Here is a 22,464-nt window from a genome sequence, read left to right as displayed (position 1 = left end):
TTCCTGGGGATTTTCGGCCAGAGCGGCGTCCAGGCCGAGATCCAGCTCCACATCGAGGACGCGGCTTTGGCAGGCGCTGAAGCGCTCGCCGGTCACGGCGTCCAGAGAGAAAGTGAAGCCGGGGTCCTGGGGGGTGCGGGAGGAGCCAAAGCGCACGTCGCCGGACCAGAACGCGCGGGGAAAGGTCTCGGTGCCGCTGCTGTAGCCCATGTAAATGGTGGCGCCGCTGAGATCCGCGCCATATACTTCCCAGAGCATCTGCGCGCCCAGCTCGGCCGCCTGCTCCATGGTGAGAGCCTGGCTGCCCGCCTGGTCGGGGCAGAGGGGATCGGCTGTGATGGTGTAATCCGCCTTTTGATAACCCGTGGGCGGGGTGAGCTCGGCCGGGGCGGCCGCATAGCTGGTGGGAATGGTCTGGGATCTGCCCAGATCGGCGGCGAGCACGCTTTGGGAGAAGTAGCCGAAGAGCAAAACGCTGGTGGCGATCATGGCCAGCGCGGCCAGCGCGGCCTTGCCGAAGCCTTTTTTGCGGGTGTGAGTGTGATCCATAACAATTACTCCTTTTCCTTGGCTTTATTTTGCGGCGGCAGGGGCGCCGCCGCTGTGAAAAAAGGATAACCCGGCGGGATCATGGAGTTATAAGCCGGATTTTAAGATGTTGTAAAACTTTAAAAAAACAGCCGGGCCTTTTAAGGGGAACAGGCGGGAAAACACAGGGTGACGGTGGTGCCCTGGCCCGGAGCGGAATCGAACACCAGCCCGGCCTCGTGGGCGGCGGCGATCTGCTCGCAGAGGGCGAGGCCGAGCCCCGCGCCCCCGGCCGCGCGGCTGCGGGCTTTGTCGACCCGGTAAAACGCCTCTTTTATGCGGGCGAGCTCCCCGCCGGTCATGCCGCGGCCGTTGTCCTGCACGCGCAGAAGGGCGCGGCCCCCCTCGCTGACCGCCTGCACAAGGATCCGGGGATGCCGGGAGCAGGCGTTGAGGGCGTTTTCGACCAGGTTGATCAGCAGGCTTTCCAGCAGGGCGGGGTCACCGCGAAGGGTGGGCAGCTGCGGGCAGAAGGTGATCTGAGCGCCCAGCTTTTCGGCCTTGGGCTGCAGGGTGCGCCGCACCGCGGCAAACAGGGCGGCGGTGTCGACCGGCTGCAGCGCGGCGCCGTCGGCGCGCACCACCGCCGTTTCCAGCAGCTGGGCCGCCAGGTTTTGCAGGCGCCTGCACTCGGAGAGGATGTAGCCGGTCGCGGCCTGGCGGTCGGTCTCGGTGAGGGCCGCTTTTTGCAGGTACTCGGCATAGCCGTAAATGGCGGTGAGAGGGGTGCGCAGCTCGTGGGCCAGGTTGTCGGCAAACTGCTGCTTTTGAGCGGCCGCCTGGTTCAAGGCGGCCATCTGCGCCTCGATCTCGGCTGCCATGTGGTTGAAGCTTTGGGCGACCCCGGCCAGTTCATCCCGGCCGCGCACCGTCAGCCGCCTGCCGTATTCGCCCCGGGCGATCTGCTGCGAGGCGGCGTGGATCTGTTCCAGCGGGCGGAACAGCCGGCTTACAAGCAGCAGCAGGCAGAGCGCCAGAAGCAGCGAACACACGGCCCCCGCCAGATACAAAAGCCTGCAGAGCCGCCGCCAGGCGTGGATGGTCTGGGAAAGGCGGGATTGGTAGACCAGCACGTAATCCTCGAACGGGGGGGCCAATCGCCCGGCGACGCTGAGATAAAAAGGATCGGTCTGCTGGACGGTGAGGAGCCGGTCCTGCCCCGCGGCCGGAGCGGCGGGATCGGCGAGGGGGGCCTCTGGATCCGAGACGCTGGAATAGAGGCACTCCTGCCCGCGATAGACCAAGAAACCGCCGCCGTGTTTTGTGTAAAATTGGCCATAGGGGCGCATGAGCTGGGCCAGGGAGGCAGCAGGGTCCGCGCCGCGGCCGTGCAGGGCCTGCATGTCCTGCAACAGGGCGGAGGCGACCACATAGTGCTCGGCGAGACGCTGCTCCTTTGCCGTGCCCAAGCTGCTTTTCAGAGAGAATATGGTGACCGCGCAGATGGCGCCGTTGAAAAACAGCAAGAACAACACCAGGGTGGTCAAAAAGGTGCGCGTTTTCATGGGGCGGCCTCCAGCCGGTAGCCCAGCTTGTAGACGGTCTTGATCCGGCCTTCCAGCTCCAGCTTTTTGCGCAGTTTTTGGATGTGCACGTCCACCGTGCGGGTATCGCCCTCGAAATCGTAGCCCCAGACCAGTTCCAGCAGCCGCTCGCGGGAGAGCGCAATGTTCCGGTTGTTCACCAGGGTTTCCAGCAGCGCGTATTCCTTGGGGGTGCAATCCACCGCGCTTCCCCGAAGAAAGACCTGCCGGCTGTCGAAATCGATCTTCATGCCGTCCAGCTCAAAACAGGCGCGGCTTTTCATGGTGCGCCGCAGGACAGCTTCCACCCGGGCCAGGAGTTCCAGCATCTCGAAGGGCTTTGAGATGTAGTCGTCCGCGCCCATGGTGAGGCCGCGTACCCGGTCGGGCAGGCCGCTTTTTGCCGTGAGAAAAATGGTGGGGGTCTGCCTGGCCTGTTCGTATACCTCAAAGCCGCTGAGCCCCGGCAGCATCACGTCCAGCAGCATCAGATCCACCGGTTCGCGGCTGAGCCGTTCCAGCGCCGCGGGGCCGCTGAACACGCTGGAGCAGGCATGGCCCACGAGCTGCAGATTGCGGCGGATCAGTTCGTTGATGGAAATCTCGTCTTCCACGATCAGGATCTTTGCCAAGGTGACCACCTCGCTTTTCTGCGGCGGAAGGTCCGGATCCTGCGGCCGCCGCGGTACTTTTGCCTACTATATTACATGTTTATGATGAAGTTGTTAAGGGGGCGGAAAAAAGAGGAACGTATTTTGCAGGAAAAGCGAAGCGGGGAAAAGACAAAAAACCTTGACATAACAGTTTATGTTATGATATACTTGCGGCAACAACATAACAAAAAATGTTATGAACGGCTTAGGGGAGGAAGAGACGATGGAGATCACCGAAAAGAACGGCCGCAAACAGATCTGGCTGCAGACCGAGAAGGAGCTGCGCGCCTATGTGCACCCTTTGCGCCAGCGCATTTTGCAGCTGCTGGCGCTGGCCCCGGCGGGCATGACCGCAAAGCAGCTGGCCGACAGGCTGCAGATCGCGCCCTCCAGCGCGGGGCACCACCTGGCGGCGCTGGAAAGGATCGGACTGGTGCGGCTGGCGCGCACCGAGCTGGTGCACGGCCTGACCGCGAAGTATTACGAGGCCGCGCCGGCGGACATCTGCCTGCGGGACACCGAGCCCGCGGCGGCTGAGATGAAAAACGCCCTGATGCAGGATGCGGTGAATGGGATCTACGGCCGCATGATGCGCGCCGTGCGGGAGTTGGAGGAGCGGGGAGAGGCCCCCGGCCCGGGTGACGGCGACACCATGACCGGCGTGATCCACCTGACAAAGGCAGAGGCGGCCGGGCTGCAGGAAACGCTGCTGGCGTTTTTTGCCGCGCACGACCGGCCGCGGGAGGGCACCGTTCCCTACGAATACGCGGTGATCGCCTATGCGGCGGGGGAGACGACATGAGACCCGGCAGGGCGCTTGCGGCTGTTGGGCTGGACGCCCTGGCGCGCGGGGTGCTGGTGCCGGTGATGAGCCTGCTGGCGCTGGAAAAGGGATTGACCCTGGCACAGCTGGCGGCCGGGCTGGCACTGTATTCCGCCGCCGCCTTTTTGCTGGAGGTGCCCAGCGGGGTCCTGGCGGACCTGCTGGGGCGCAAGCGGGTGTTTTTGCTGGCACAGTGCAGCTATGCGTTTGCTCTGACGCTGTTTTGGGCGGCGCGGGGAACGGCGCCGCTGTATGGGGCGCTGGTGCTGTACGGTGTGGCAAAGGCGCTGGCCAGCGGCAGTATGGACGCGCTGTACATCGACACGTGCCTGGCCGCACACGCGGCGGGCGGCCTGCCCCGGGCAGCCATGCGGCTGAATTTGTGGGGAACGGCGGGCTATGCGGTGGGCTCGCTGCTGGGCGGAGGACTCAATTGGGCCGGGCAGGCTTTCGCGGGCCGGGGCGGCGGCGCGGTGCTGCCCGCCGCCCTGCTGCTGACCCTGGCGGCGCTGGGGGCGGGGGCCTCGACCCGGGAAGCGCGGCCAGCCGGAACAAAGGGGGAGGGCGCGGGCCCCAGGCGCCCCATGGCCGCCCTGCGCCGGGCCTGCGCGGCCAGCCCCGCCCTGCCGGTGCTGCTGGGCTCGACCCTCTTCACGGGCGTGGTGCTGGCGCTGATCGAAACCTTTTGGCAGCCGCGCTTTGCGGCGCTGCTGCCCGGCGAACGCTTTTCCTGGCTTTTGGGGGTGCTGGGGTTTGCGTATTTTGCTGTGTCGGCACTGGGCAGCGTTCTGGCGGAGCGGCTGCTGGCGCGGCGCAGCCCGCGCGGGGTCTACCTGGCTTTTGCGGGGCTGTTCGGCCTGGCGGTGGCGGCGCTGAGCCTTGCGGGCGGCCCGGTGCTGTTTGCGGGGGCGTACCTTGCGGCTTACCTTGTGTTCGGCGTGGCGACCACGGCCCAGAGCGTGGCCATTAACGCCGCGGCGCCCCCCGAGATGCGGGCCACCCTGCTGAGCGGCCAGGGCTTTGCGCTGCAGATCGGAGGCTTTGCGGGGAGCCTGTTTGCCAGCCTGTCTGCCGACCGGCTGGGCGTGCCCGCGCTCTGGCAATGGGGGGCCGGGCTGTTTTTGGCGGGCATGGCCCTGACCGGCGCAGTGCTGCGGCGCACGGCGCGCAAAACAGAATAAGGGAAGTGGGCGGGCGTGTTTTGCGCCCGCCCATGGGGTTGCAGGAGGGGTTTTGTGAGTTTGTCACAGTAAATAGTTATTATTATTGATAATATACAGGCAGAGTGTTGGAAAACGGAACGGCGAATATAAAAAGGCGGTGAACTGAATTTTGAAAAAGTATGTTTGTTCCATCTGCGGGTATGTGTACGACGAGGCGGAGCAGGGCCCCTGGGAAGCGCTGCCCGAGGGGTGGACCTGCCCGCTGTGCCACGCGCCGAAAAGCGCATTTAAGGCGCAGGGCGGCGCGCCCGCGGCCCCTGCTTCTGCCGCGGCACCCCCCGCCCCGGAGGCGGAGGAGCTGCGCCCCATGAGCGCGGCCGAGCTGCACGCGCTGTGCGTGAACTTGGCAAAGGGCTGTGAAAAACAGTACAGGGCCCGGGAGGCGGAGTTGTTCCGCGAGCTGGCCGAATGGTATGCGGGCCGGATGGAGCCGGCGGCCGGGGGTGATTTTGACGAGCTGCTGGGCATGGTGCAGCAGGACCTGGAGCGGGGCTACCCGGCGGCGAACGACGGCGCCGCGGCGGCGGGGGACCGGGGCGCCAAGCGCGCGCTGGTGTGGAGCGAAAAGGTGACCCGGATGCTGGAATCGCTTTTGCAGCAGTACCGCGAGCAGAGCGATGGGCTGACCCAAAGCACCAATGTATATGTGTGCGAGATCTGCGGGTTTGTGTACGTGGGAGAAACGCCGCCGGCCGTCTGCCCGGTGTGCAAGGTGCCCAGCTTCAAGCTGGCAAAAGTGGAAAGGGGCTGAAGAGACGATGCATGCTGTGCGGAATATCCGGCTGTGCACCAAGGACTGCCTGTGCCTGTATGTGTGCCCCACCGGGGCCACGGACACCGAGAACGGGCAGATCGATTTTTCCAAGTGCGTGCGGGGCTGCCGCGCCTGTGTGGACGCCTGCCCCAGCGGCGCGATCTCGCTGGTGCCGGAGACCCTGCCGCCCCAGCAGAACAAGACCGGCGAGGTGAAGGCCCGCCTGCGTGCGCTGGCCGCCGCCAAGGCGCGCCAGCAGACGCTGGTCCAGGGGCTGGCCGACCGGGCCGAAAGCCCTGTGCAGCGGCAGTTTGCCCGGGCGCTGGCGCAATCGAACCAGCTGATGGCGGAGGATCTGCTGCGCGAGGCGGGCTACATGGTGCCCCAGAGCGGCGAGGCAAAGGCCTTTTTGGAGGGCCTGCTGGCCGAGCCGCAGCCAGGGGACTTCCCGGCCGGCGCGGCCCGGAAGCTGCTGGAGCTGCTGTAAGGCGTTTATAGAAATCAATCAAGGGCGCGGGGCTTTCCCCGCGCCCTTGATTTTTGAGATGAAAACTTGAAGCAAGGTTGAAAAAAACTCGGTTTGGTTTGAACGAGCCTCCATTGTGCGGGCGGGAAAAGCGTGGTATCATGGAAATAATGAAGGGCGGTGGAGCATGTGGAACAGACCGTGGGCAGGACCGTGCAGCGGCTGCGCAAGGCAAAGGGGATGACCCAGGGGCAGCTTGCGGGCCGGCTGGGGATCAGCAGCGCGGCGGTGAGCAAGTGGGAGACCGGCGGCGCGCTGCCGGATGTGGCGCTGCTGTGCCCGCTGGCCCGGGCGCTGGGCTGTACTGCAAACGATCTGCTGAATTTCCGGCCGGAGCTCACGGCCGAGGAGATCGACACCCTGTGCACGGCGGCCCGCCGCCGCTTTGAGGAGGGAGAGAGGGAACAGGCGGCCGCCCTGTGCGAGGAGCGGCTGCGCCAATACCCCACCGACCTGACCCTGGCATTTCGGGTGGGCTTTTTGTATGCCCGGTACGGCGGGCGGGAGGAAGGGCTTTTGGAACGGGCGGCGGGGCTGTTTCGCAGTGCCACGGCCCTGCCGGACGAGGAGCAGCGCCGCAGTGCCTGGCAGATGCTGGCCCGGCTTTATGCAGAGCAGGGGAAGTATGAGCCCGCCATGGAGGCGCTGGGCCACCTGCCCAGCTGCAACCAGGAGGGGATGAGCCTGCGGGCGGCTGTGCTGCGGCAGATGGGGCGGCTTGCACAGGCGGAACAGCTGGAGCGCGGCACCCTGGCGGCCCAGAGCAAGGCACTGCGGGCCACCCTGCTGAGCCTGGCCGAGACCCTGCGCCGGCAGGCGCGGCGGGAGGAAGCGCGGCGGATGCAGGACAAGGCGGACGCCGTGCAGGCGCTGTTTGGGCCCATTGCGCCGCCCGCCTGCTGCCCGGAGGCACCGCGGGAAAACGGCGGAGTATAGAGCGGGCGCCCGCAGAGAAAACTAAACAGGGCGGAAAAACCGCCGCTTTTGCCCGGGCGGGCAGCGGCGGGGGAAAGGCCGAAAGAGGAGAGAGCATGAAGCAAAAATTTGACGTGACGGGCATGAGCTGCGCGGCCTGTTCGGCGGCGGTGGAGCGGGCCGTGAACAAGCTGGAGGGCGTGGAAAGCGCCCAGGTGAACCTGCTGGCGAACTCGATGCAGGTGGAATACGACGGCGCGGCGGTGGACGAAAACGCCATCTGCCGGGCGGTGGAGGGCGCGGGCTACGGCGCAAGGCCTGTGGGGACGAAGGGCGCCGCGCCCGCCGGAGGGGCGCCGGAACAGGACCCGGCGCAGGCGGAACTGAAGAGCATGAGGACCCGGCTGATCGTGTCGGTGGCGTTTCTGGCGCCGCTGATGTATGTTTCGATGGGGCATATGATGGGGCTGCCGGCGCCGCACTTTTTGCACGGGCGGGCGGGGGCGATCCCCTTTGCGCTCACCCAGCTGCTTTTGGTGCTGCCCATCCTTTATATGGACCGCAAGTTTTTTATCGTGGGATTTAAAAGCCTGGCAAAGCGCAGCCCCAATATGGACAGCCTGATCGCTTTGGGCAGCGGCGCGGCGGTGGTGTACGGTGTTTTTGCCCTGTATCGCATGGGTTGGGGCTTCGGCATCGGCGATATGGAGCTGGTGGACCGCTACCGGATGGATCTGTACTTTGAATCGGCGGGGACCATATTGACCCTGATCACGGTGGGCAAGTACCTGGAGGCCCGGGCCAAGGGCCGCACCGGGGCTGCCATCAAGTCGCTGATGGACCTTGCGCCCAAGACCGCGCTGGTGCGCCGGGGCGGCGCCGAGGTGGAGGTGCCGGTGGAGGAGGTGGCCATCGGGGACACGGTGGTCATCAAGCCCGGTATGCGCATCCCGGTGGACGGCACGGTGCTGGAGGGTATGTCCAGCGTGGACGAGGCGGCCCTTACCGGCGAGAGCATTCCGGTGGAAAAGGGGCCGGGCGACCGGGTGATCGCGGCCGCCATCAACAAGGCGGGCAGCTTTGCCTTCAAAGCTGAAAAGGTGGGGCAGGACACCACCCTGGCCCAGATCATCGCCCTGGTGCAGGACGCCGGCGCCACCAAGGCGCCCATCGCAAAGCTTGCCGACAAGGTGAGCGGCGTGTTCGTGCCGGTGGTGATGGTGATCGCGGCGGCGGCGTTTGTGGTGTGGCTGGCGCTGGGGCAGACCCTGGAATTTGCGCTGGCACGGGCCATTGCGGTGCTGGTGATCAGCTGCCCCTGCGCGCTGGGGCTGGCGACCCCGGTGGCGATCATGGTGGGCACCGGCAAGGGCGCGAAGCTGGGCATTCTGTACAAGAACGCCGAGGCGCTGGAGAACGCCCACAAGGTGGATACCATCGTGCTGGACAAGACCGGCACCATCACCGAGGGGCGGCCGGTGCTGACCGACCTGATCCCGCTGGCCGGCCAGACCGAGGCCGAGCTGCTGGAGCTGGCGGCCGCGCTGGAAAAGCCCAGCGAGCACCCGCTGGCCGAGGCGATCCTGGCGGCCGCGGGCGAAAAAGAGCTGCCCGCGGTGGAGCGGTTCGAGGCGCTGCCCGGCCGGGGCCTGAAGGCGACCCTTTTGGGTAAGACCTACTATGCGGGCAACGCCCGCCTGATGGAAGAAAAGGGGATCCCGCTGGAAGGGGTGGGCGATACGCCCCACACGCTGGCAAACCAGGGCAAGACCCCCCTGTATTTTGGCAGCGGGCGCACCCTGCTGGGGATCGTGGCCGCGGCCGACCCGGTGAAGCCCACCAGCGGGGCGGCGATCAAGGAGCTGCAGGCCATGGGCCTTGCGGTGGTGATGCTGACGGGCGACAACGCCCGCACGGCGGCCGCCATCCAGCGGCAGCTGGAAATTGGGCAGGTGGTGGCCGAGGTGCTGCCCCAGGACAAGGAGGCGCAGGTGCGGCAGCTGCAGGCCGGGGGCCATAAGGTGGCCATGGTGGGCGACGGCATCAACGACGCGCCGGCCCTTGCCAGGGCGGACATCGGCATTGCGATTGGCGCGGGTACCGATGTGGCGATCGACAGCGCGGACGTGGTGCTGATGAAGAGCGATTTGTGGGATCTGGTGAATGCGCTGCGCCTGTCGCAGGCGACGATCCGCAACATCAAGGAAAACCTGTTCTGGGCGTTTTTCTACAACACCGTAGGCATCCCGGTGGCGGCCGGCGCGCTGTACGGCTTCGGCCTGGTGCTGAACCCGATGCTGGGCGCTGCGGCCATGAGCCTTTCCAGCGTGTGCGTGGTGAGCAACGCGCTGCGGCTGAACTTTTTCAAGGCAAAGCAGGCACACGGGGCCCCTGCCCCCGCGCCTGTGGAAAATAAGAACGCGGATCCGGCCCCCGTGCCGGTGAAAGGAGAAACGAATATGCAAAAAACGATCCACATTGAGGGAATGGCCTGCGGGCACTGCACGGCCCGGGTGGAAAAGGCCCTGCGGGGCGTGCCCGGCGTGACCGAGGCGCTCGCCGACCTGGAGGCAAAGAGCGCCACCGTGACCCTGAACACACCCGTGGACGACGAGGTGCTCAAGGCCACCGTGGAGGCCGAGGGCTACCAGGTGACCGGGGTGCAGTGAGGCGGCGCCAGGCATATAAAAGAGGGGGCTCCTTTTAAAAGGAGCCCCCTCTTTTATATGCCCGGTGTTCAAAACCCCTTCCGCCGCCCCAAAGCGAGCATCAGATCGGCGCCAAAGCAAAAGGCGCCCAGCAAAAGGCAGGAGACAAGGTTGATGAGAAAATCGCTGGAGGAGCCCTGGCCCGGAAGAACGCGCTCGATCAGGCCGTTGACGGCCATATTAAGCGGAGGGGCCAGCACCACCAAAATACCGCCCGCCGTCCACCGGTGACCGGGCAGCTTTTTGAACAGCAGAAAGGCCAGCCACAAATACGCCAGCGAGAGGGGGCCGATGGCGGCGCCCAGCTTGAAAACGGCGGGCTGGCCCAGCACAAGGCTCAGGCTGCCGAGATAGGGTAGAAGGAGGAGGGTGAGCGCAAGCATCGCCTTAAGGATCCGCCCCCTGCGGGCTGCCAGCAGCGGAGCGGATACCGCCCAGCCCAGCACCAGCGAGGAAAGCACGATGAACGACCAGCTCAAGCGTTCGCTGGTGGCAAAGTCGCAGATGAAGCAGATGAACGCGGCCGCCAGACAGGAAAAGGTAAGCCCCACAAACCCATACCAGCGCGCCCGAGCCCAGCGTTGCCCGGCCACCGAGGCAGAATAGGTGAGGGCGGTCTGGACCTGAGCCTCCGCCTCGGGCACGGGAGCGGCTTGAGGTTCGCCCGCCAAAAGCTCGGTAACCGCGACACCCAGCGCCCCGGCCAGGGGGGTGAGCAGCGAGATATCGGGGCAGCTCACCCCGCGCTCCCATTTGCTGACGGCCTTATCGGTGACGCCCAGGGCCTCGGCGAGCTGTTTTTGGGTGAGCCCCCTGGCCTTGCGCGCCCCGCAGATAAACGCGCCGATCTTTTGGTTTTCCATGTGTTTCCTCCCACTTCCTGTTTGATGACCTTATTATACAGGCAAGCGGCCCTGCAGGCAATCGAAGGTTTGGCGAACAGGCGGGTAAACCGCTGGTAGAATGCCCAAAAAACGGGCCGTGCCGGCGTGAAGCACCCCAAAACCGGACAACAGGAAATACGCAACATCGATGGGAGCGCGGCTTGCCGGAGCAGCCCGTTTTTTAAAGGATATATTCGTTTAACGCCCGGGCAAGAACCTGGGCTGAATTGGCGGCCAGAACGGTGCTGTGGGCATCGGCAGAAAACGGCTTGCCGGAAAGATCGCAGATGCAGCCGCCGGCTTCGGCCAGAATGATGCGCGCGGCGTTGTGGTCCCAGGGGGAAGAGCACAGGGTCACAAACAGATCGGCCTGACCGGCGGCCACGGCGCAGAGCTCCAGCGCCACGGAGCCGAGGCTGCGCACACAGCGCACCGCTTCGGCCAGGCGAACAAGGCCCCCACGGGCGGGATGCTGTGCCAAAAAGGTGCGCAGGACATCGGGCGTGTAGAGCAGAAGCTCGGGAATCCGGGTGTGGGGCGCCACATGGATCGGTTCATTGTTGCAGAATGCGCCGCCGCCGCTGCGGCCAGTATAGAGCAGCTGACGTTCCACGTCCAGCACCAGCCCGAAAAGCGGCGCACCGTTTTGGTAGCACCCGATGGAAACGGCGTAATTGCTGTGTTGGTTGACGAAGTTGGTGGTGCCGTCGATGGGGTCGAGATACCACACCGCCCCCCGGGTGCTGTGCAGAGCGGGCGGATATTCCTCACCCACAATGGTGTCGCCGGGGCAGGCGGACAGAAGCCCCTGGCGCAGAAATTGCTCGGTTTCTTTGTCCCACCGGGTGACCAGGTCCTGGTGGCCTGTTTTCTGCCAGACGGCCCCGCTTTCCAGATGACTTTGGCGAAGCGCGGCCCCCGCCTGTAAAATAAGTTTTTGCGCAAGTTCGAACCGGTCCATACAGCGCTTCCTCTCTAAAGCTGGAATCTACCTTATCAAACCACGGCGCCGCGGGTTTGTCAAGCCTGCCACACGACCTCCAGGTCAGCGTTATGAAGGGGGGGCAGAGGGCTGTGGGCCTGGATATAGCGCGCGACCAGCTCGGGCATTTCGGTGCTTCCGCGCCACAGCACCGGGCAATCGCGAAGGGCCTCGTAGCCCCCGGTACCGGTGGCCCGGTAATTGCTGGTGCAAAGGCTAAAGGGGCCGGGGCCCAGGGGCGCGCCGCCCAGCCTGGCAAGGCGCGTTACCCGGCTGCCCACCGGCCGGCGCAGATCGAAGGTATAGGCAAGGCCCGCGAAAAAGTCGTAGTTGTAGTGCTCGATCTTGGGAAGAAGAAATGCTTCCGACACCGCGGGCCGGCCGTTTTTTAAGGTGAAATACGCGGCGCACCGCTCCAGCGCGGCCCGCAGAACCGGCTCGGTGACCTGCAGCACCACCAGTGTGTTGGAAAAAAGATAGGCCGAGGTCACCCCGCGCATGGTCACAGGGGAGGCAAGGCCCACCGGGGCGTTGCCCAGGCTGGTGCAGGAAAAATCTGCGCCGGTGGCGGCCAGCTGGACCTGGTTGAACAGGGCAGCCACCTGGCTGCCATAGAGGGCGGAGGAAAGCTTTTCTTCAGGGGGGATGGGGGCGTGCAGCGTGCCGATGGGCTGGTCCAGCCAAGCCTGGACTTTTTCTTCCAGACCGAGCAGATCCTGATAAGGCTGGGCAGGATGGCGCCGCCCGACGGGTAGCAGAGCAGAGGAAAAACGGCAGGCGCCGCCGCTGTAAACACCCTTTACACGCAGGTATTGGCCGGCGCCCGCGGGGGGCTGCGCGGCATAGGTACCGCCAAGCCGCACCCCCTCCACAGCCATGTGCTGGTGGCCGGTCAAAAGAAGATCGAAATTGAGCTCACGGGCCATTTTGCAGGCAATATTTTCGCCGCTGGAGGAGAGGGTGCGCCCGGTGGCGAGATCCTTTTCAAAGCCGCCGTGGTAGATGCACACGCACACCTCGCACAAAGGGCGCAGGCGGGCAAGCGCGGCTTTGGCGGCCTGGAACGTGTCCGTGACGCGCAGATGCTCCAGGTTTTGGGGCTGTTCCCACACGTTCACATGGTCGGTCACAACGCCGGTGATCCCCACCCGCAGGCCGCTTGCCAGAGTGTGGACCGCTTCGGCGCGTAGGGGAAGCTCACCCTTTAGGTCCTGCAGGTTTGCACACAGGCACACGGCGTTCATGGCGCAGAGATAGCTTTTTAAAGCTTCATAGCCGAAATTGAAATCATGATTGCCCAAGGTGAAATAGTCCAGCCCCAGCGCGTTGAAGGCCGCGGCAATGGGATGGACCGCGCAGGCTGCGGAATGATCGAGATAGTACTGGGAAAGAGGGGTGCCCTGCAGGGAATCACCGCCGTCCAGAAGCAGGGTGTCGCCGTCCTTTCCAACCTGGCAGGCAAGGTTCAGCAGGCCGGAGGCCTCGGGGGAATGGGCGGCGTAGTTGACGGGGAAGACATGACCGTGGGTGTCGGAGGTGTAGCAGATCTGAAAAGTTTGTTTCATCGTTTACCCCCGGGCCAGCTTTACGCGGATCTTGGTGGAGATCCATTCCACGATCAGCACCAGCACGATCAGCCCGGCCAGAATGGCGCCCGCCTCGTTCCAGCGGTAGCTGTTCATAGCGAAGATGAGGGGAGCGCCGATGCCCCCCGCGCCCACCAGGCCTAAAACGGTGGCGTCGCGAAGGTTGATGTCGAACCGATAGATGGCCGTGGAGGCGAAATTTGGCAACAGTTGGGGCAGGATGCCGTAGCGGATCTTCTGCCAGGAGGTGCAGCCTGCGGCGTCCAGCGATTCCAGGACCCGGACATCCAGATCCTCGATAGCCTCGATGTACATTTTGCTGACCATGCCCACGGAGCAGAGCGACATGGTGAGCAGGCCCGCAAAAGCGCCGGGCCCTGTGACGCGGATGAACATAAGACCATACACGAAAGCAGGCACGGTGCGCACGGCCATGATGATCATGCGGCCCAAAAAGGCCACCGGCCGGGGTGTGAGGTTGGAGGCAGAGAGAAACGCCAGAGGAATGGAGATGACGGCGCCCACCACCGTGCCCAGGAAAGCGATGCAGATGGTTTCCAGCAGCAGATAGGGGACCCCCTGGGTGGTGAAGCTGAACAGCAGACGTGTGTCGGGATGGAAAATGCCGGAAAGAATGTTCAGCGCGATCTTGGAGCCGCTTTGGGTGGTGCCGCTGGTTTCGAGTGCGGTGCAGCTCCAGACGAGCAGGGCGGCCACCACCAGCGCGGTGCAGAGCTCGAACACCCATTTGCGGGGGCGCTGTGCATAAGCGCGTTCAATTCGTTCGTTCATGGCAGCCCCCTTACACCAGCCGTTTGCGCGCGGCGCGGCTGATGGATTCGATCACAAATACGGTTGCGAACAGGGCCAGCAGGATCATGCCCACGCTGGAGTACTCGCGCCAGCCGATTTTTTCGTTCAAAAGCAGACCCAGGCCGCCGGCCCCCACATAGCCCAGAATGGAGGCGTACCGCACATTCCCCTCGAAGCAGAACAAGCAGTTGGAGAGGTAGGAGGGCAGCACCTGGGGCACGATGGAGCTGACAAAGGCCCGAAGCTTGGTGGCGCCCATGGCCTCCATGGCCTCGAACGCGCCCATGTCCACCGTTTCGATCTCCTCGTACAGGATCTTGCCGATGTAGGCAAAGGTAAAGATGGCAATGGCGGTGGTGCCTGCCAGTGTGCCAAGACCAAACATATAGGTGGCGATGAGAGCGCACACCAGGGTGGGCAGAGTGCGGATGATGCTGAGCAGCAGCCGCATGGCGCCGACCACTACCCGATTGTGGATGATATTGGTGGAGGCGAGCATGGCAAAGGGGATCACCAGCAACGAGCCGATCACCGAGCCCAGCAAAGACATTTTGATGGTGTCGAACAGGGGCTGCCAGATCTGGGGCATATAACTCCATTCCGGAGGGACCATCTGACCCAGTATCACAAAAAATTCCTTGATACGGCTCACCAGCACCTGCATGTCAAACCCGGTGACCCGGATCGAAAGCACCGAGAGCGCCAGCAGGACCAGAATTGCCAAGGGCGCGCGGGAGCGGGGTTTGGAAGCCTGCTTGCCGTTTGGCAGGGGAATGACCTTTGGCGGAAAGAGCTTATCGTACAGGCTCATGACGGTTCCTCCTGTTTGCCCTGATAGATGGCGTCCAGAGCCGCCTGATCCACCTGGCCGGCAGGGCCGTCGTACACGATCTCACCGGCACGGATGCCCACCACGCGGGTGGCGTACTGCAAAGCCAGATCCACATGGTGGATGTTCAACAGAACGGTGATCTTGAGCTCGCGATTGATGCGCAAGAAATCATCCATGACCTGCTTTGCCGTTACGGGGTCAAGCGAGGCCACCGGCTCATCGGCCAAGATGATCTGGGGGTTTTGGGCAAGGGTGCGCGCCAGGGCGACCCGCTGCTGCTGACCGCCCGAGAGCTGGTCGGCGCGCACAAAGGCCTTGTCCAGAATGCCCACCTTATCGAGCGCTTCCAGGGCCCGGGTTTTTTCGGCGCGCGTAAAAATGCCGAGGACGGCGCGCCACCAGGGCAGGTCGGGAACAAAGGCGGTGAGCACGTTTTTGAGGACCGTGGTGCGGGTGATCAGGTTGAAGGACTGAAAGATCATGCCGATGCGGCGGCGGAACGCGCGCAGGCTGCGGCCGTGCAGATCCATCACGTTGATGCCGTCCACCGCAAGAGTTCCCCCGGAAATATCGTGCATTCGGTTGATGGTGCGGATCAGGGTGGACTTGCCCGCGCCGGAAAGGCCGATGATCGCCACAAATTCCCCCTGTTCGATGGTCAGGTCGATGTGCCGCAGCGCCTCAAAGCCGTTGGGGTAACGCTTGCTTACGTTGTCGAATTGAATCATCTGTTCCATCTCCATTCCAAAAGAGGGAGAAAGCGGCCTGCTTCCTCCCTCTTCCAGATCATTCTATTTGGCGGATTAGCCGGCGCTGTTCAGGCTCTGGATCATTTTCTGGGCGGCGCGCTCGGAGTCGTAGTCAGCGGAGTTGGCCGTCATGTAGCCCTTGTGGCTGTAGATGGCGATGACCGCCTTGCCTTCCTCGGTGTTGCCGATGTTGATGAAGGCCTGGGAAAGGGCAGCCTTGAAGGCGTCGTCCATGATGGGCGAGGACTTGCTGACGCTGATGGTGTCGTTGTAAATGGCGGGAGTCACACCGATGACGGCGGTGTCTTCCCAGATGCTGGCCGTCATGGAGTACTCGCTGGTCCACTTATCCTCGTAGTCGCGGCGGGCGTCGGCGTAGGTGCAGAGCACGTCTACCTGGCCGGAGGCAAGGCGGGCAAAGGCGCTGCCGTAAGAATCGGACTGCACGGCGTGGGGCAGGTCAGTGATGTTTTTTTCATACTTTTCCTGCAGCCACAGAGACGGATAAATGTAACCGGCCGGGGAGGAGGAGTTGGCAACGCTCCAGTTTACGCCGCTCACATCTTCCCAGGTGAGATCTTCGCCGGCGTTGACCTTGGCGGCCAGGGCCTTGCCCTTTTCGGAGGGGCCGGCAATCATGAGCGCGCGGTAGCTGGTGACCTGGTTGGTGGTGGGCTGGGTAGGCGCATTGTCGTTCCAGTCCTTAGCGCTGTCAGAGTCGATGGACAGGCCGTCGCGGGTGGCGGTGAGCAGAACGTCGCAGCCGTCATCGTATAGCACATAAGTGCCGCCGGGGATCAGGCCCACATCGGCGGTACCGGCAGACAGGGCCTCGCCCACAGCCTCGTAGCTGGTGCCTACGGTGATGTCCACGGTCTTGACGTCGTACCCCAGGGCCGCCAGCTCGCCGGTGAGCATTTCCTTGAGAGGCTCGGTGGCGGTGATGATCTCCTCGGGCTCGCGGGAGGGAACGAAAGCAATGCTGAGTTTTTCGATCGCCTGATTGGCGGCCTGCGAGGGAGCGCCGGCGGGGGTGGAGCCGGTGCTCTGCGGGACGCTGGCCGGCTGGCTGCAGCCAGCCAACAGACCGGCGCACAGCGCGCCGGCCAGCAGGAGAGATACGGTCTTTTTCATCTGATGTTCCTCCTAGTCATTTATAACATGATCGAACAAGGAATTGCGCTGTATTGTAAGGAAAGACTTCCTTGCAAACGAGGGGATCAGGCGGTATCGCCGATCTTGATGCGGGTGGGCACCGTAACAGTGACGGCCTGCACCCGGCGCTGATGGATGCGGCTGAACAAAAGCTCCAATGCATTTTCCCACACATAGTCGGGGAACATCTCGATGCAGGTGCCGGTGGGCCATTTGCTCTCGAGGGTCTGGAGATCCTGGTAAATGATCACGGCCACGTCTTTGGGAACGCGGAACCCGCGCTCGCGAAAGGCCTCGAGCGCGCCCTCGGCCACCTGGTCGCTGCCCAGCAGCATGGCTTCGGCCAGGGCGTTTTCCCGTGCGGCCTTTTTGGCCAGTTCATAGCCGCTGTCGCGGCTGATCTCGCCCAGGTGGAAGGTGCGGGGATCATAGATCCCGCGCCTTTCCAGCACACGCCGCAGCCCGGCGACGCGGTGCAGACCGATCTTTCCGTTTTTGCCGTCGTATACCCCGCCGATGTAGCCAATGCCGGTGTAACGCTTTTGGTCCAACAGATAGGCGGCCATCTCTTCCAGGCCGCGGTCAAAATCCACCTGCACCTGGTCGAACTCGTAATTGTGCTGGTCGGAGTTAACAAACACAATGGCAAAGGAGAGGGTGCGCAAAAAATCCAGTTCGGCAGCGCTGAAGACCCCAAAGGCGATCACGCCGTCCACCGTTTGGGGCTGGCCGAACGTAAGGCGAACAAAAGCGACTTCGTATTGATCGGTCATCATTTGCACAAGGCAGGAGAGCGAGGACAAACGCACATTCGGCCGGTCGGGCCGGATGATCCGCCAGTCCGCCACGCCGATGGTAAGATGAGTTTTGTGCTGGGCGGCCCGGCGCTGCCGGGGCGACACATACCCCAGCGTGTGCGCCGCCTGGAAAATGCGGGCGCGCACCTCGGGACTGACCGAGATGCGATCGTCTTTATTTAAAACCCGGGAGACGGCGGCGGCCGATACGCGGGCCGCCTGCGCAACATCGTTAATGGTGGCCATGTGTGCATGCCTCCCTAAAATTCTTCTTGATTCGATTATATCATCGGTGATTTGCAAGTCAATATTATTTACTTAAAATTTACTAAAATATAAACTTTTTAAAAGTGCAGAGCGCAGAAAAAAGGCAGGCGGCCCTTTGGAGGCCGCCTGCCTTGCATAGGCGCGGGACGATCAGTGAAACTGCAGTGTTTCGAGCTTTTGAATCTTATTTTTGTAGGTGTGGCGGAAAAAGCCCAGCGCCAGCAGGATGCTGGTGGCCTCGGCGATGAAAAAGCTGAACCACACCGCGACCAGGCTGCCGGTAAAGGAGAGCAGCCATGCCGCGGGCAGCAGCACCACCAGCTGGCGGAACACGCTCATGGCAAGGCTTAAAAGCCCCTCGCCCAGGGCCTGGAACAGGCTGCTGAACACGATGGCCACGCCCGCCAGCAAAAAGCTGAGGCTGATGATGCGCAGCGCGGGCTCGCCGATGCGGGCGAGATCGCCCCCGCTGCCGAACATGGACAGCAGCGCGCCGGGAAATACCTGAAAGATCAAGGTGCCCACCGCCATGATGATCGTCATGATAACAAGGCTCACCTTGATGCTTTTTTTGATGCGCTCTTTGTTGCGGGCGCCGTAATTGTAGCCCACGATGGGCACGAGGGCGTTGGTAAGGCCAAAGCCAGGCATGAACACAAAGCTTTGCAGCTTGAAGTATACCCCCAGCACCGACACGGCGGTTTCGGAAAAGGTGATGAGGATTTTGTTCATGCCGAAGTTCATCACGCTGCCGATGCTTTGCATGATGATGCTGGGCAGGCCCACATCGTAGATGCCCCGCACGCTGGGCCAGTCGAATTTCAGGCCGCGCCAGTGCAGCCGCACCTCGGTGTTGTATTTGAGGTTCAGCACAAAGCACACGATGCAGCCCAGGGTCTGCCCCAGCACGGTGGCAACGGCGGCCCCCAGCACGCCCATGCGGGGCGCGCCCAGCAGGCCGAAGATGAGGATGGGGTCCAGCACGATGTTGGCAACCGCGCCCGAGAGCTGGCTGAGCATCTGGAACACGGTGCGGCCGGTGACCTGGATCAGGCGTTCCAGGCAGATCTGCAAAAACATGCCCAGGCTGAACACCAGGCAGGTGCGCAGGTAGGCCGCACCGTCCACCGCGATGGCCGGGTTATCGGTGAAAAAGCTGAAAAACAGCCCGGAGCCCAGCAGGCCGAACACCGCGAACACGGCCCAGCTGACAAACATTAGCAGAATGCCGTTGTGGGCCACCTTTTCGGCGGCCCCGCGGTTGCCCTCGCCCAGGCGGCGGCTCAAGAGGGCGTTGACGCCCACGCTGGTGCCCACCGACACGGCGATGGTAAGCATCTGCACCGGATAGGCAAAGCTCACCGCGGTGAGGGCGGCGTCTGACAGGCGGGCGACAAAGATGCTGTCGACCACGTTGTAAAGGGCCTGCACCAGCATGCTGATCATAATGGGAAAGGACATGCCCAGCAAAAGGGGCGTGATGGGCTTTGTGCCCATGATGTTTTGCTCGGAAATTTCCATATAATTCCTTTCTTCGCTCAAAACAAAAGAAACGCCGGACGGCGTTTCTTTTTATGATGGCGCGTTACGGGTGGAGCAGGGGGCGGATGTCGTCGCCCAGAAAGAGCACCGGCTCACAGCTGCCGGCCAGGCGGCTGGCAATTTTTTCGGTGTAGCGGGCCTCGAACTTTTGCCCGTCCACAATGTTGGAGGTGTAGATGGTGGGGCGGCGCTCCAGCATGCGGGTGTTCAGAATGTCGTAAAAGCAGCTGAGCATATAGGGGTTGACGTGCTCGGTGCCGAGATCGTCCAGCACCAGCAGGTCGGCCTCGCGCACCGCCTCCAGCAGGGAGCAATTGTCTGAAAAGCGCTCGCGCTCCAGCTGGCTGAAAAGGTTCTGCGCGCTGATATAAATGGCGTCCCACTGCTTTTTCAGCACCCGGTCCACGATGGAAAGGGAAGCGTGGGTCTTGCCCAGGCCCGCATTGCCGGTGATGAGCAGGTTGGCGCTTTTGAGATCGAAGGCATCGGCGTATTCCCCCAGGGCGGCCAGGGTCTCGCCCATGTACGCACGGATGTTGACGCCCGTGTCGGGGTCCTGCCGGTCGGGATAATAGCGCAGCTGCATGGTCCCGAAGGTGCACAGGGCCAAGGGAGACCCGGCGCTGATTTCCTCCCGGCGGAGATCGCGGGCCGCCCGGCCCACACATTCGCACAGCCGCCCTTTTGCAAGGCCGGTGTCCTGGCAAAAGGGACAGGTGAATTTTGGCGCCAGGCTGCCCGGGCCATAGCCATGGGCGGCCAGCAGGCGGTCGAGCTCGGCCTGGGCCAGCGCCCGGGTGGACTGGGCGTCCGTCACCGCGCCCTCGCCGGCGCCCTGGGCGGCAAGCTGCACCGCCTTGAGCCCCAGCAGGCGGACCTGCTGCTCGGCGGATTCCAGACCGGGAATGGCTGCCAGTGCGGCCGCGCGGCGCGCAACGGCTTCGGTCACGGCCTGCTGGCGGCGGCTTTCGACCCGGCGTTTGGCCTCGCGGTAAAGTTCAGTCTTGGTGCGCATGGCGTTATTCCTCCCGTTTTAAGCGCAGGGGCCGGTTCACGGCGCGGCGCAGGATGTCGTTGCCGCTGGGGGCGGCGCGGTCCACACGGATGTTGCTGCCCTCCAGCTGGCCGGCGCCGCGCGCGTCGGCCGGGGTGCGCCAGCCCTTGGCGTGCCAGCTTTTTAAAATGCCATTTACATATTTTGCGTCCTTGTTTGCGCCGGCGTGCAGCACCGCCTCCTCCACCATGGCGTCGGTGTAACGGTATTCCTCGTACCAGCGGCGGATGCAGCGCTTGTCCGCCATGGTCAGGTCGGCCGGGTCAACGCCCAGAAGACCCGCGGCCGCCTTTTCACGCTTTTCGCGCTGGGCCAGCAGCTGCAGGTACTGCTCGGCCTCCTGGCCGCCGGTGACCCCGGCCTCGGCCCAGCGGTCCAACTCACGCTCGAGCTGCCCCACCGAGTGGCGCCCCTTTGAGGCGATGTGCGCGGCACAGAGCAAAATGACCTCGGGCTGGATGCTCTCGTTCACGTACAGCGACACAAGGCGCTGGATATCCTTTTGACCCAGCGCCTTGCCCAGGTAGTTCTGGGCCTCGGTGGCGAGCATGCTTACCACAGGGTCGTGCATGGCGGCCAGCCGCAGCTCCTCGGCGGTGAGGGGGGCGGCCTTTTCCGGCTCGGGGGCCGGCCCCCGGACCGGCTGCTCGGGCTCCAAAAGGCCCGCGCCGAACCAGAAGTCCAGCGCTTTTTGCGCGGCCTGCGCATTTTTCAGGCCAAGGGCGTGGGCGATATCCTTGGGGTCGGTGCTGTGGGTGGCGAGGATATAAAGGGCCACCCGCACCAGTTCGCCGCCCGCCCGGGGCAGGGCGGCGAACACCAGCTGGGGCACCGGCACGGTATCGCCGTTTTGCGGGATCAAACGATAGGTCATGAAAAAAGCCGCGCTCCTTTGGCGCCGTTCAGCGCATAAAAATACAGCATAATTATAGCACATGCCCCGCGGCAATGCCAGCGCTTTTTTGGGGGCCGCGCCCCGCGCCCGGGAAGGGCTGCGTTTGACAAACGCAGCCCTGAATGATACCATACTTCTTGAACACACAGAGTACGGGCGCTGCGGCCGCCCTGGCAGGCAGAAGGATGGGGCTACAAGATGAAGATCGCCGTGGTGACCGACAGCAACAGCGGGATTTTTGAAAAACAGGCGAAGAAGCTGGGGGTGTACACCCTGCCCATGCCGTTCTGCATCGACGGCAGATGGCTGTACGAGGGGGTGGACCTGAGCGCCGCTGAGTTTTACGCAAGACAGGCCGCCGGGGCCGGGATCACCACCAGCCAGCCCAGCCCCGGTGAGGTGACAGGCCTGTGGGAGGAGCTGCTGAAGACCCACGATGAGATCGTGCACATCCCCATGACCAGCGCCCTTTCCAGCGGGTGCGCCACGGCCCGCAGCCTGGCGGGTGAATATGGCGGCCGGGTGGAGGTGGCGGACAACCGGCGCATCTCGCTCACACAACGGCAGGCGGTGAAGGACGCGGTGCTGTTGGCGGGCAGAGGGTTTACCGCGGCCGAGATCCGCCGGCGGCTGGAAGAGCACGCGCTGGACGCCAGCATTTATGTGACGGCCGACACCCTGAAATACCTGAAACAGGGCGGCCGGGTCACGCCGGGCGCGGCCGCCATCGGCACGGTGCTGAACATTAAACCGGTGCTGCAGATCCAGGGCGGCCAGGTGGACGCCTACGCCAAGGTGCGGGGCATGCGCCAGGCGGCTGAAAAAATGCTGGACGCGCTGTGCGCGGACCTGACCGGGCGGTTTGAGGGCAAGCCCATGCACCTGGGCGTGGCGTGGACCGGCAGCGAGGAGCTGGGCCGCAAATGGCACCGGTACGTGCAGACACGGTTTCCAAAATGCAATGTGCAGGCCGCGCCCCTGGCGCTGAGCATCGCCTGCCACACCGGCCCCGGCGCGGTGGGGGTCGGCTGCTTTTATTACGAGGAATAGGCCAGTGAAAAGCCCGGCGCAAAAACGTGAAGTGGTAAAAAGATGGTAGACACGAAAGTGCCTACCATCTTTTTGTGTTAGTATAAAGGAAAAGGAGAGAGAAAATATGCGACGAAAATATATCATGCGAAGCAAAGAAGAAAAG

20 protein-coding genes and 1 pseudogene are annotated in these 22,464 nt (G+C 63.6%); 7 read left to right on the top strand and 14 right to left on the bottom strand.

Translation table 11 applies throughout. The features are described from left to right. The 3 genes and pseudogenes from ACMLHZ_RS11960 to ACMLHZ_RS11950 all read right to left on the bottom strand — a co-directional run. Positions 1–549: pseudogene (locus tag ACMLHZ_RS11960) on the bottom strand (hypothetical protein); the annotation flags it as partial. A 140-nt stretch (positions 550–689) separates the two neighbouring features. Next, positions 690–2,093: a HAMP domain-containing sensor histidine kinase gene (locus tag ACMLHZ_RS11955; protein WP_418667923.1), complete on the bottom strand. Its 1,404-nt coding sequence runs from the start codon at positions 2,091–2,093 to the stop codon at positions 690–692. Then, entirely contained in the window at positions 2,090–2,743 is a 654-nt protein-coding gene (locus ACMLHZ_RS11950) for a response regulator transcription factor (protein ID WP_418667922.1), read from the bottom strand. Before ACMLHZ_RS11950 ends, ACMLHZ_RS11955 begins: the two co-directional genes overlap by 4 nt. 244 nt (positions 2,744–2,987) lie before the next feature. On the opposite strand from ACMLHZ_RS11950, the gene ACMLHZ_RS11945 reads away from it, so the two are divergent. The 6 genes from ACMLHZ_RS11945 (at position 2,988) to ACMLHZ_RS11920 (ending at position 9,674) form a co-directional block, all read left to right on the top strand. Next, positions 2,988–3,566: an ArsR/SmtB family transcription factor gene (locus ACMLHZ_RS11945; RefSeq protein WP_418667921.1), complete on the top strand. Its 579-nt coding sequence runs from the start codon at positions 2,988–2,990 to the stop codon at positions 3,564–3,566. Continuing rightward, the gene (locus ACMLHZ_RS11940) at positions 3,563–4,768 is read left to right on the top strand and encodes an MFS transporter (RefSeq protein ID WP_418667920.1); all 1,206 of its coding nucleotides are present in this window, start codon (positions 3,563–3,565) and stop codon (positions 4,766–4,768) included. Before ACMLHZ_RS11945 ends, ACMLHZ_RS11940 begins: the two co-directional genes overlap by 4 nt. A gap of 151 nt (positions 4,769–4,919) precedes the next feature. Further along, the gene (locus tag ACMLHZ_RS11935) at positions 4,920–5,561 is read left to right on the top strand and encodes a rubredoxin-like domain-containing protein (RefSeq protein WP_418667919.1); all 642 of its coding nucleotides are present in this window, start codon (positions 4,920–4,922) and stop codon (positions 5,559–5,561) included. 7 nt (positions 5,562–5,568) lie between these two features. Further along, complete coding sequence (locus tag ACMLHZ_RS11930) at positions 5,569–6,051, top strand: hypothetical protein (protein WP_418667918.1); 483 nt, start codon at positions 5,569–5,571, stop codon at positions 6,049–6,051. Positions 6,052–6,219: 168 nt separating this feature from the next. After that, positions 6,220–7,026, top strand: coding sequence for a helix-turn-helix domain-containing protein (locus ACMLHZ_RS11925; protein ID WP_418667917.1), 807 nt, complete (start codon positions 6,220–6,222; stop codon positions 7,024–7,026). A 95-nt stretch (positions 7,027–7,121) separates the two neighbouring features. Beyond that, on the top strand, positions 7,122–9,674 hold the full coding sequence (locus tag ACMLHZ_RS11920) for a heavy metal translocating P-type ATPase (protein WP_418667916.1): 2,553 nt from the start codon (positions 7,122–7,124) through the stop codon (positions 9,672–9,674). Positions 9,675–9,742: 68 nt separating this feature from the next. Here the strand turns inward: ACMLHZ_RS11920 and ACMLHZ_RS11915 are convergent, their stop codons facing one another. The 11 genes from ACMLHZ_RS11915 to ACMLHZ_RS11865 form a co-directional block, all read right to left on the bottom strand. Further along, positions 9,743–10,576 carry a helix-turn-helix domain-containing protein gene (locus ACMLHZ_RS11915; protein ID WP_418667915.1) on the bottom strand — a complete coding sequence of 278 codons (834 nt, stop codon included), beginning with the start codon at positions 10,574–10,576 and terminating at the stop codon, positions 9,743–9,745. Positions 10,577–10,778: 202 nt separating this feature from the next. Continuing rightward, complete coding sequence (locus ACMLHZ_RS11910; protein WP_418667914.1) at positions 10,779–11,558, bottom strand: inositol monophosphatase family protein; 780 nt, start codon at positions 11,556–11,558, stop codon at positions 10,779–10,781. Between the two features lie 59 nt (positions 11,559–11,617). Next, positions 11,618–13,144 carry a bifunctional metallophosphatase/5'-nucleotidase gene (locus ACMLHZ_RS11905; protein WP_418667913.1) on the bottom strand — a complete coding sequence of 509 codons (1,527 nt, stop codon included), beginning with the start codon at positions 13,142–13,144 and terminating at the stop codon, positions 11,618–11,620. Positions 13,145–13,147: 3 nt separating this feature from the next. After that, positions 13,148–13,957 (bottom strand): phosphonate ABC transporter, permease protein PhnE, encoded by an 810-nt coding sequence (gene phnE / locus ACMLHZ_RS11900; RefSeq protein WP_418667912.1) that lies wholly within the window; start codon positions 13,955–13,957, stop codon positions 13,148–13,150. A gap of 10 nt (positions 13,958–13,967) precedes the next feature. After that, entirely contained in the window at positions 13,968–14,789 is an 822-nt protein-coding gene (gene phnE, locus ACMLHZ_RS11895; protein WP_418667911.1) for a phosphonate ABC transporter, permease protein PhnE, read from the bottom strand. Further along, positions 14,786–15,538, bottom strand: a complete 753-nt coding sequence (phnC, locus tag ACMLHZ_RS11890; RefSeq protein ID WP_418667910.1) for a phosphonate ABC transporter ATP-binding protein — start codon at positions 15,536–15,538, stop codon at positions 14,786–14,788. The genes phnE (ACMLHZ_RS11895) and phnC overlap by 4 nt, the downstream gene beginning before the upstream one ends. Positions 15,539–15,613: 75 nt before the next feature. After that, a complete protein-coding gene (locus ACMLHZ_RS11885) occupies positions 15,614–16,693 on the bottom strand; it encodes a PhnD/SsuA/transferrin family substrate-binding protein (protein WP_418667909.1) in 1,080 nt (359 codons plus the stop codon). Positions 16,694–16,779: 86 nt separating this feature from the next. Continuing rightward, a complete protein-coding gene (locus tag ACMLHZ_RS11880) occupies positions 16,780–17,757 on the bottom strand; it encodes a substrate-binding domain-containing protein (RefSeq protein WP_418667908.1) in 978 nt (325 codons plus the stop codon). Positions 17,758–17,928: 171 nt separating this feature from the next. Continuing rightward, positions 17,929–19,299 carry an MATE family efflux transporter gene (locus tag ACMLHZ_RS11875; protein WP_418667907.1) on the bottom strand — a complete coding sequence of 457 codons (1,371 nt, stop codon included), beginning with the start codon at positions 19,297–19,299 and terminating at the stop codon, positions 17,929–17,931. 64 nt (positions 19,300–19,363) lie between these two features. Then, positions 19,364–20,335 (bottom strand): ATP-binding protein, encoded by a 972-nt coding sequence (locus ACMLHZ_RS11870; RefSeq protein ID WP_418667906.1) that lies wholly within the window; start codon positions 20,333–20,335, stop codon positions 19,364–19,366. 4 nt (positions 20,336–20,339) lie between these two features. Beyond that, positions 20,340–21,248, bottom strand: coding sequence for a DnaD domain protein (locus tag ACMLHZ_RS11865; protein WP_418667905.1), 909 nt, complete (start codon positions 21,246–21,248; stop codon positions 20,340–20,342). Between the two features lie 219 nt (positions 21,249–21,467). Between ACMLHZ_RS11865 and ACMLHZ_RS11860 the strand changes: the two genes are divergently transcribed. Further along, positions 21,468–22,319, top strand: coding sequence for a DegV family protein (locus ACMLHZ_RS11860; RefSeq protein ID WP_418667904.1), 852 nt, complete (start codon positions 21,468–21,470; stop codon positions 22,317–22,319). Positions 22,320–22,464: the final 145 nt, after the last annotated feature.

The sequence above is a fragment of the Allofournierella sp. genome, from assembly GCF_048388525.1.
In the GTDB taxonomy this organism is placed as follows: domain Bacteria; phylum Bacillota; class Clostridia; order Oscillospirales; family Ruminococcaceae; genus BQOK01.
The sequence above is the reverse complement of the archived record's forward strand: the minus strand, read 5'-3'. Positions and strand labels throughout refer to the sequence as shown.

Coding starts and splice junctions, on each gene's coding strand:
- ACMLHZ_RS11880 (WP_418667908.1), bottom strand. CDS start 17,757: ATGGCCACCATTAACGATGTTGCGCAGGCGGCCCGCGTATCGGCCGCC.
- ACMLHZ_RS11870 (WP_418667906.1), bottom strand. CDS start 20,335: ATGCGCACCAAGACTGAACTTTACCGCGAGGCCAAACGCCGGGTCGAA.
- ACMLHZ_RS11940 (WP_418667920.1), top strand. CDS start 3,563: ATGAGACCCGGCAGGGCGCTTGCGGCTGTTGGGCTGGACGCCCTGGCG.
- ACMLHZ_RS11915 (WP_418667915.1), bottom strand. CDS start 10,576: ATGGAAAACCAAAAGATCGGCGCGTTTATCTGCGGGGCGCGCAAGGCC.
- ACMLHZ_RS11930 (WP_418667918.1), top strand. CDS start 5,569: ATGCATGCTGTGCGGAATATCCGGCTGTGCACCAAGGACTGCCTGTGC.
- ACMLHZ_RS11860 (WP_418667904.1), top strand. CDS start 21,468: ATGAAGATCGCCGTGGTGACCGACAGCAACAGCGGGATTTTTGAAAAA.
- ACMLHZ_RS11955 (WP_418667923.1), bottom strand. CDS start 2,093: ATGAAAACGCGCACCTTTTTGACCACCCTGGTGTTGTTCTTGCTGTTT.
- phnE (WP_418667911.1), bottom strand. CDS start 14,789: ATGAGCCTGTACGATAAGCTCTTTCCGCCAAAGGTCATTCCCCTGCCA.
- ACMLHZ_RS11875 (WP_418667907.1), bottom strand. CDS start 19,299: ATGGAAATTTCCGAGCAAAACATCATGGGCACAAAGCCCATCACGCCC.
- ACMLHZ_RS11945 (WP_418667921.1), top strand. CDS start 2,988: ATGGAGATCACCGAAAAGAACGGCCGCAAACAGATCTGGCTGCAGACC.
- phnC (WP_418667910.1), bottom strand. CDS start 15,538: ATGATTCAATTCGACAACGTAAGCAAGCGTTACCCCAACGGCTTTGAG.
- ACMLHZ_RS11865 (WP_418667905.1), bottom strand. CDS start 21,248: ATGACCTATCGTTTGATCCCGCAAAACGGCGATACCGTGCCGGTGCCC.
- ACMLHZ_RS11920 (WP_418667916.1), top strand. CDS start 7,122: ATGAAGCAAAAATTTGACGTGACGGGCATGAGCTGCGCGGCCTGTTCG.
- phnE (WP_418667912.1), bottom strand. CDS start 13,957: ATGAACGAACGAATTGAACGCGCTTATGCACAGCGCCCCCGCAAATGG.
- ACMLHZ_RS11905 (WP_418667913.1), bottom strand. CDS start 13,144: ATGAAACAAACTTTTCAGATCTGCTACACCTCCGACACCCACGGTCAT.
- ACMLHZ_RS11910 (WP_418667914.1), bottom strand. CDS start 11,558: ATGGACCGGTTCGAACTTGCGCAAAAACTTATTTTACAGGCGGGGGCC.
- ACMLHZ_RS11885 (WP_418667909.1), bottom strand. CDS start 16,693: ATGAAAAAGACCGTATCTCTCCTGCTGGCCGGCGCGCTGTGCGCCGGT.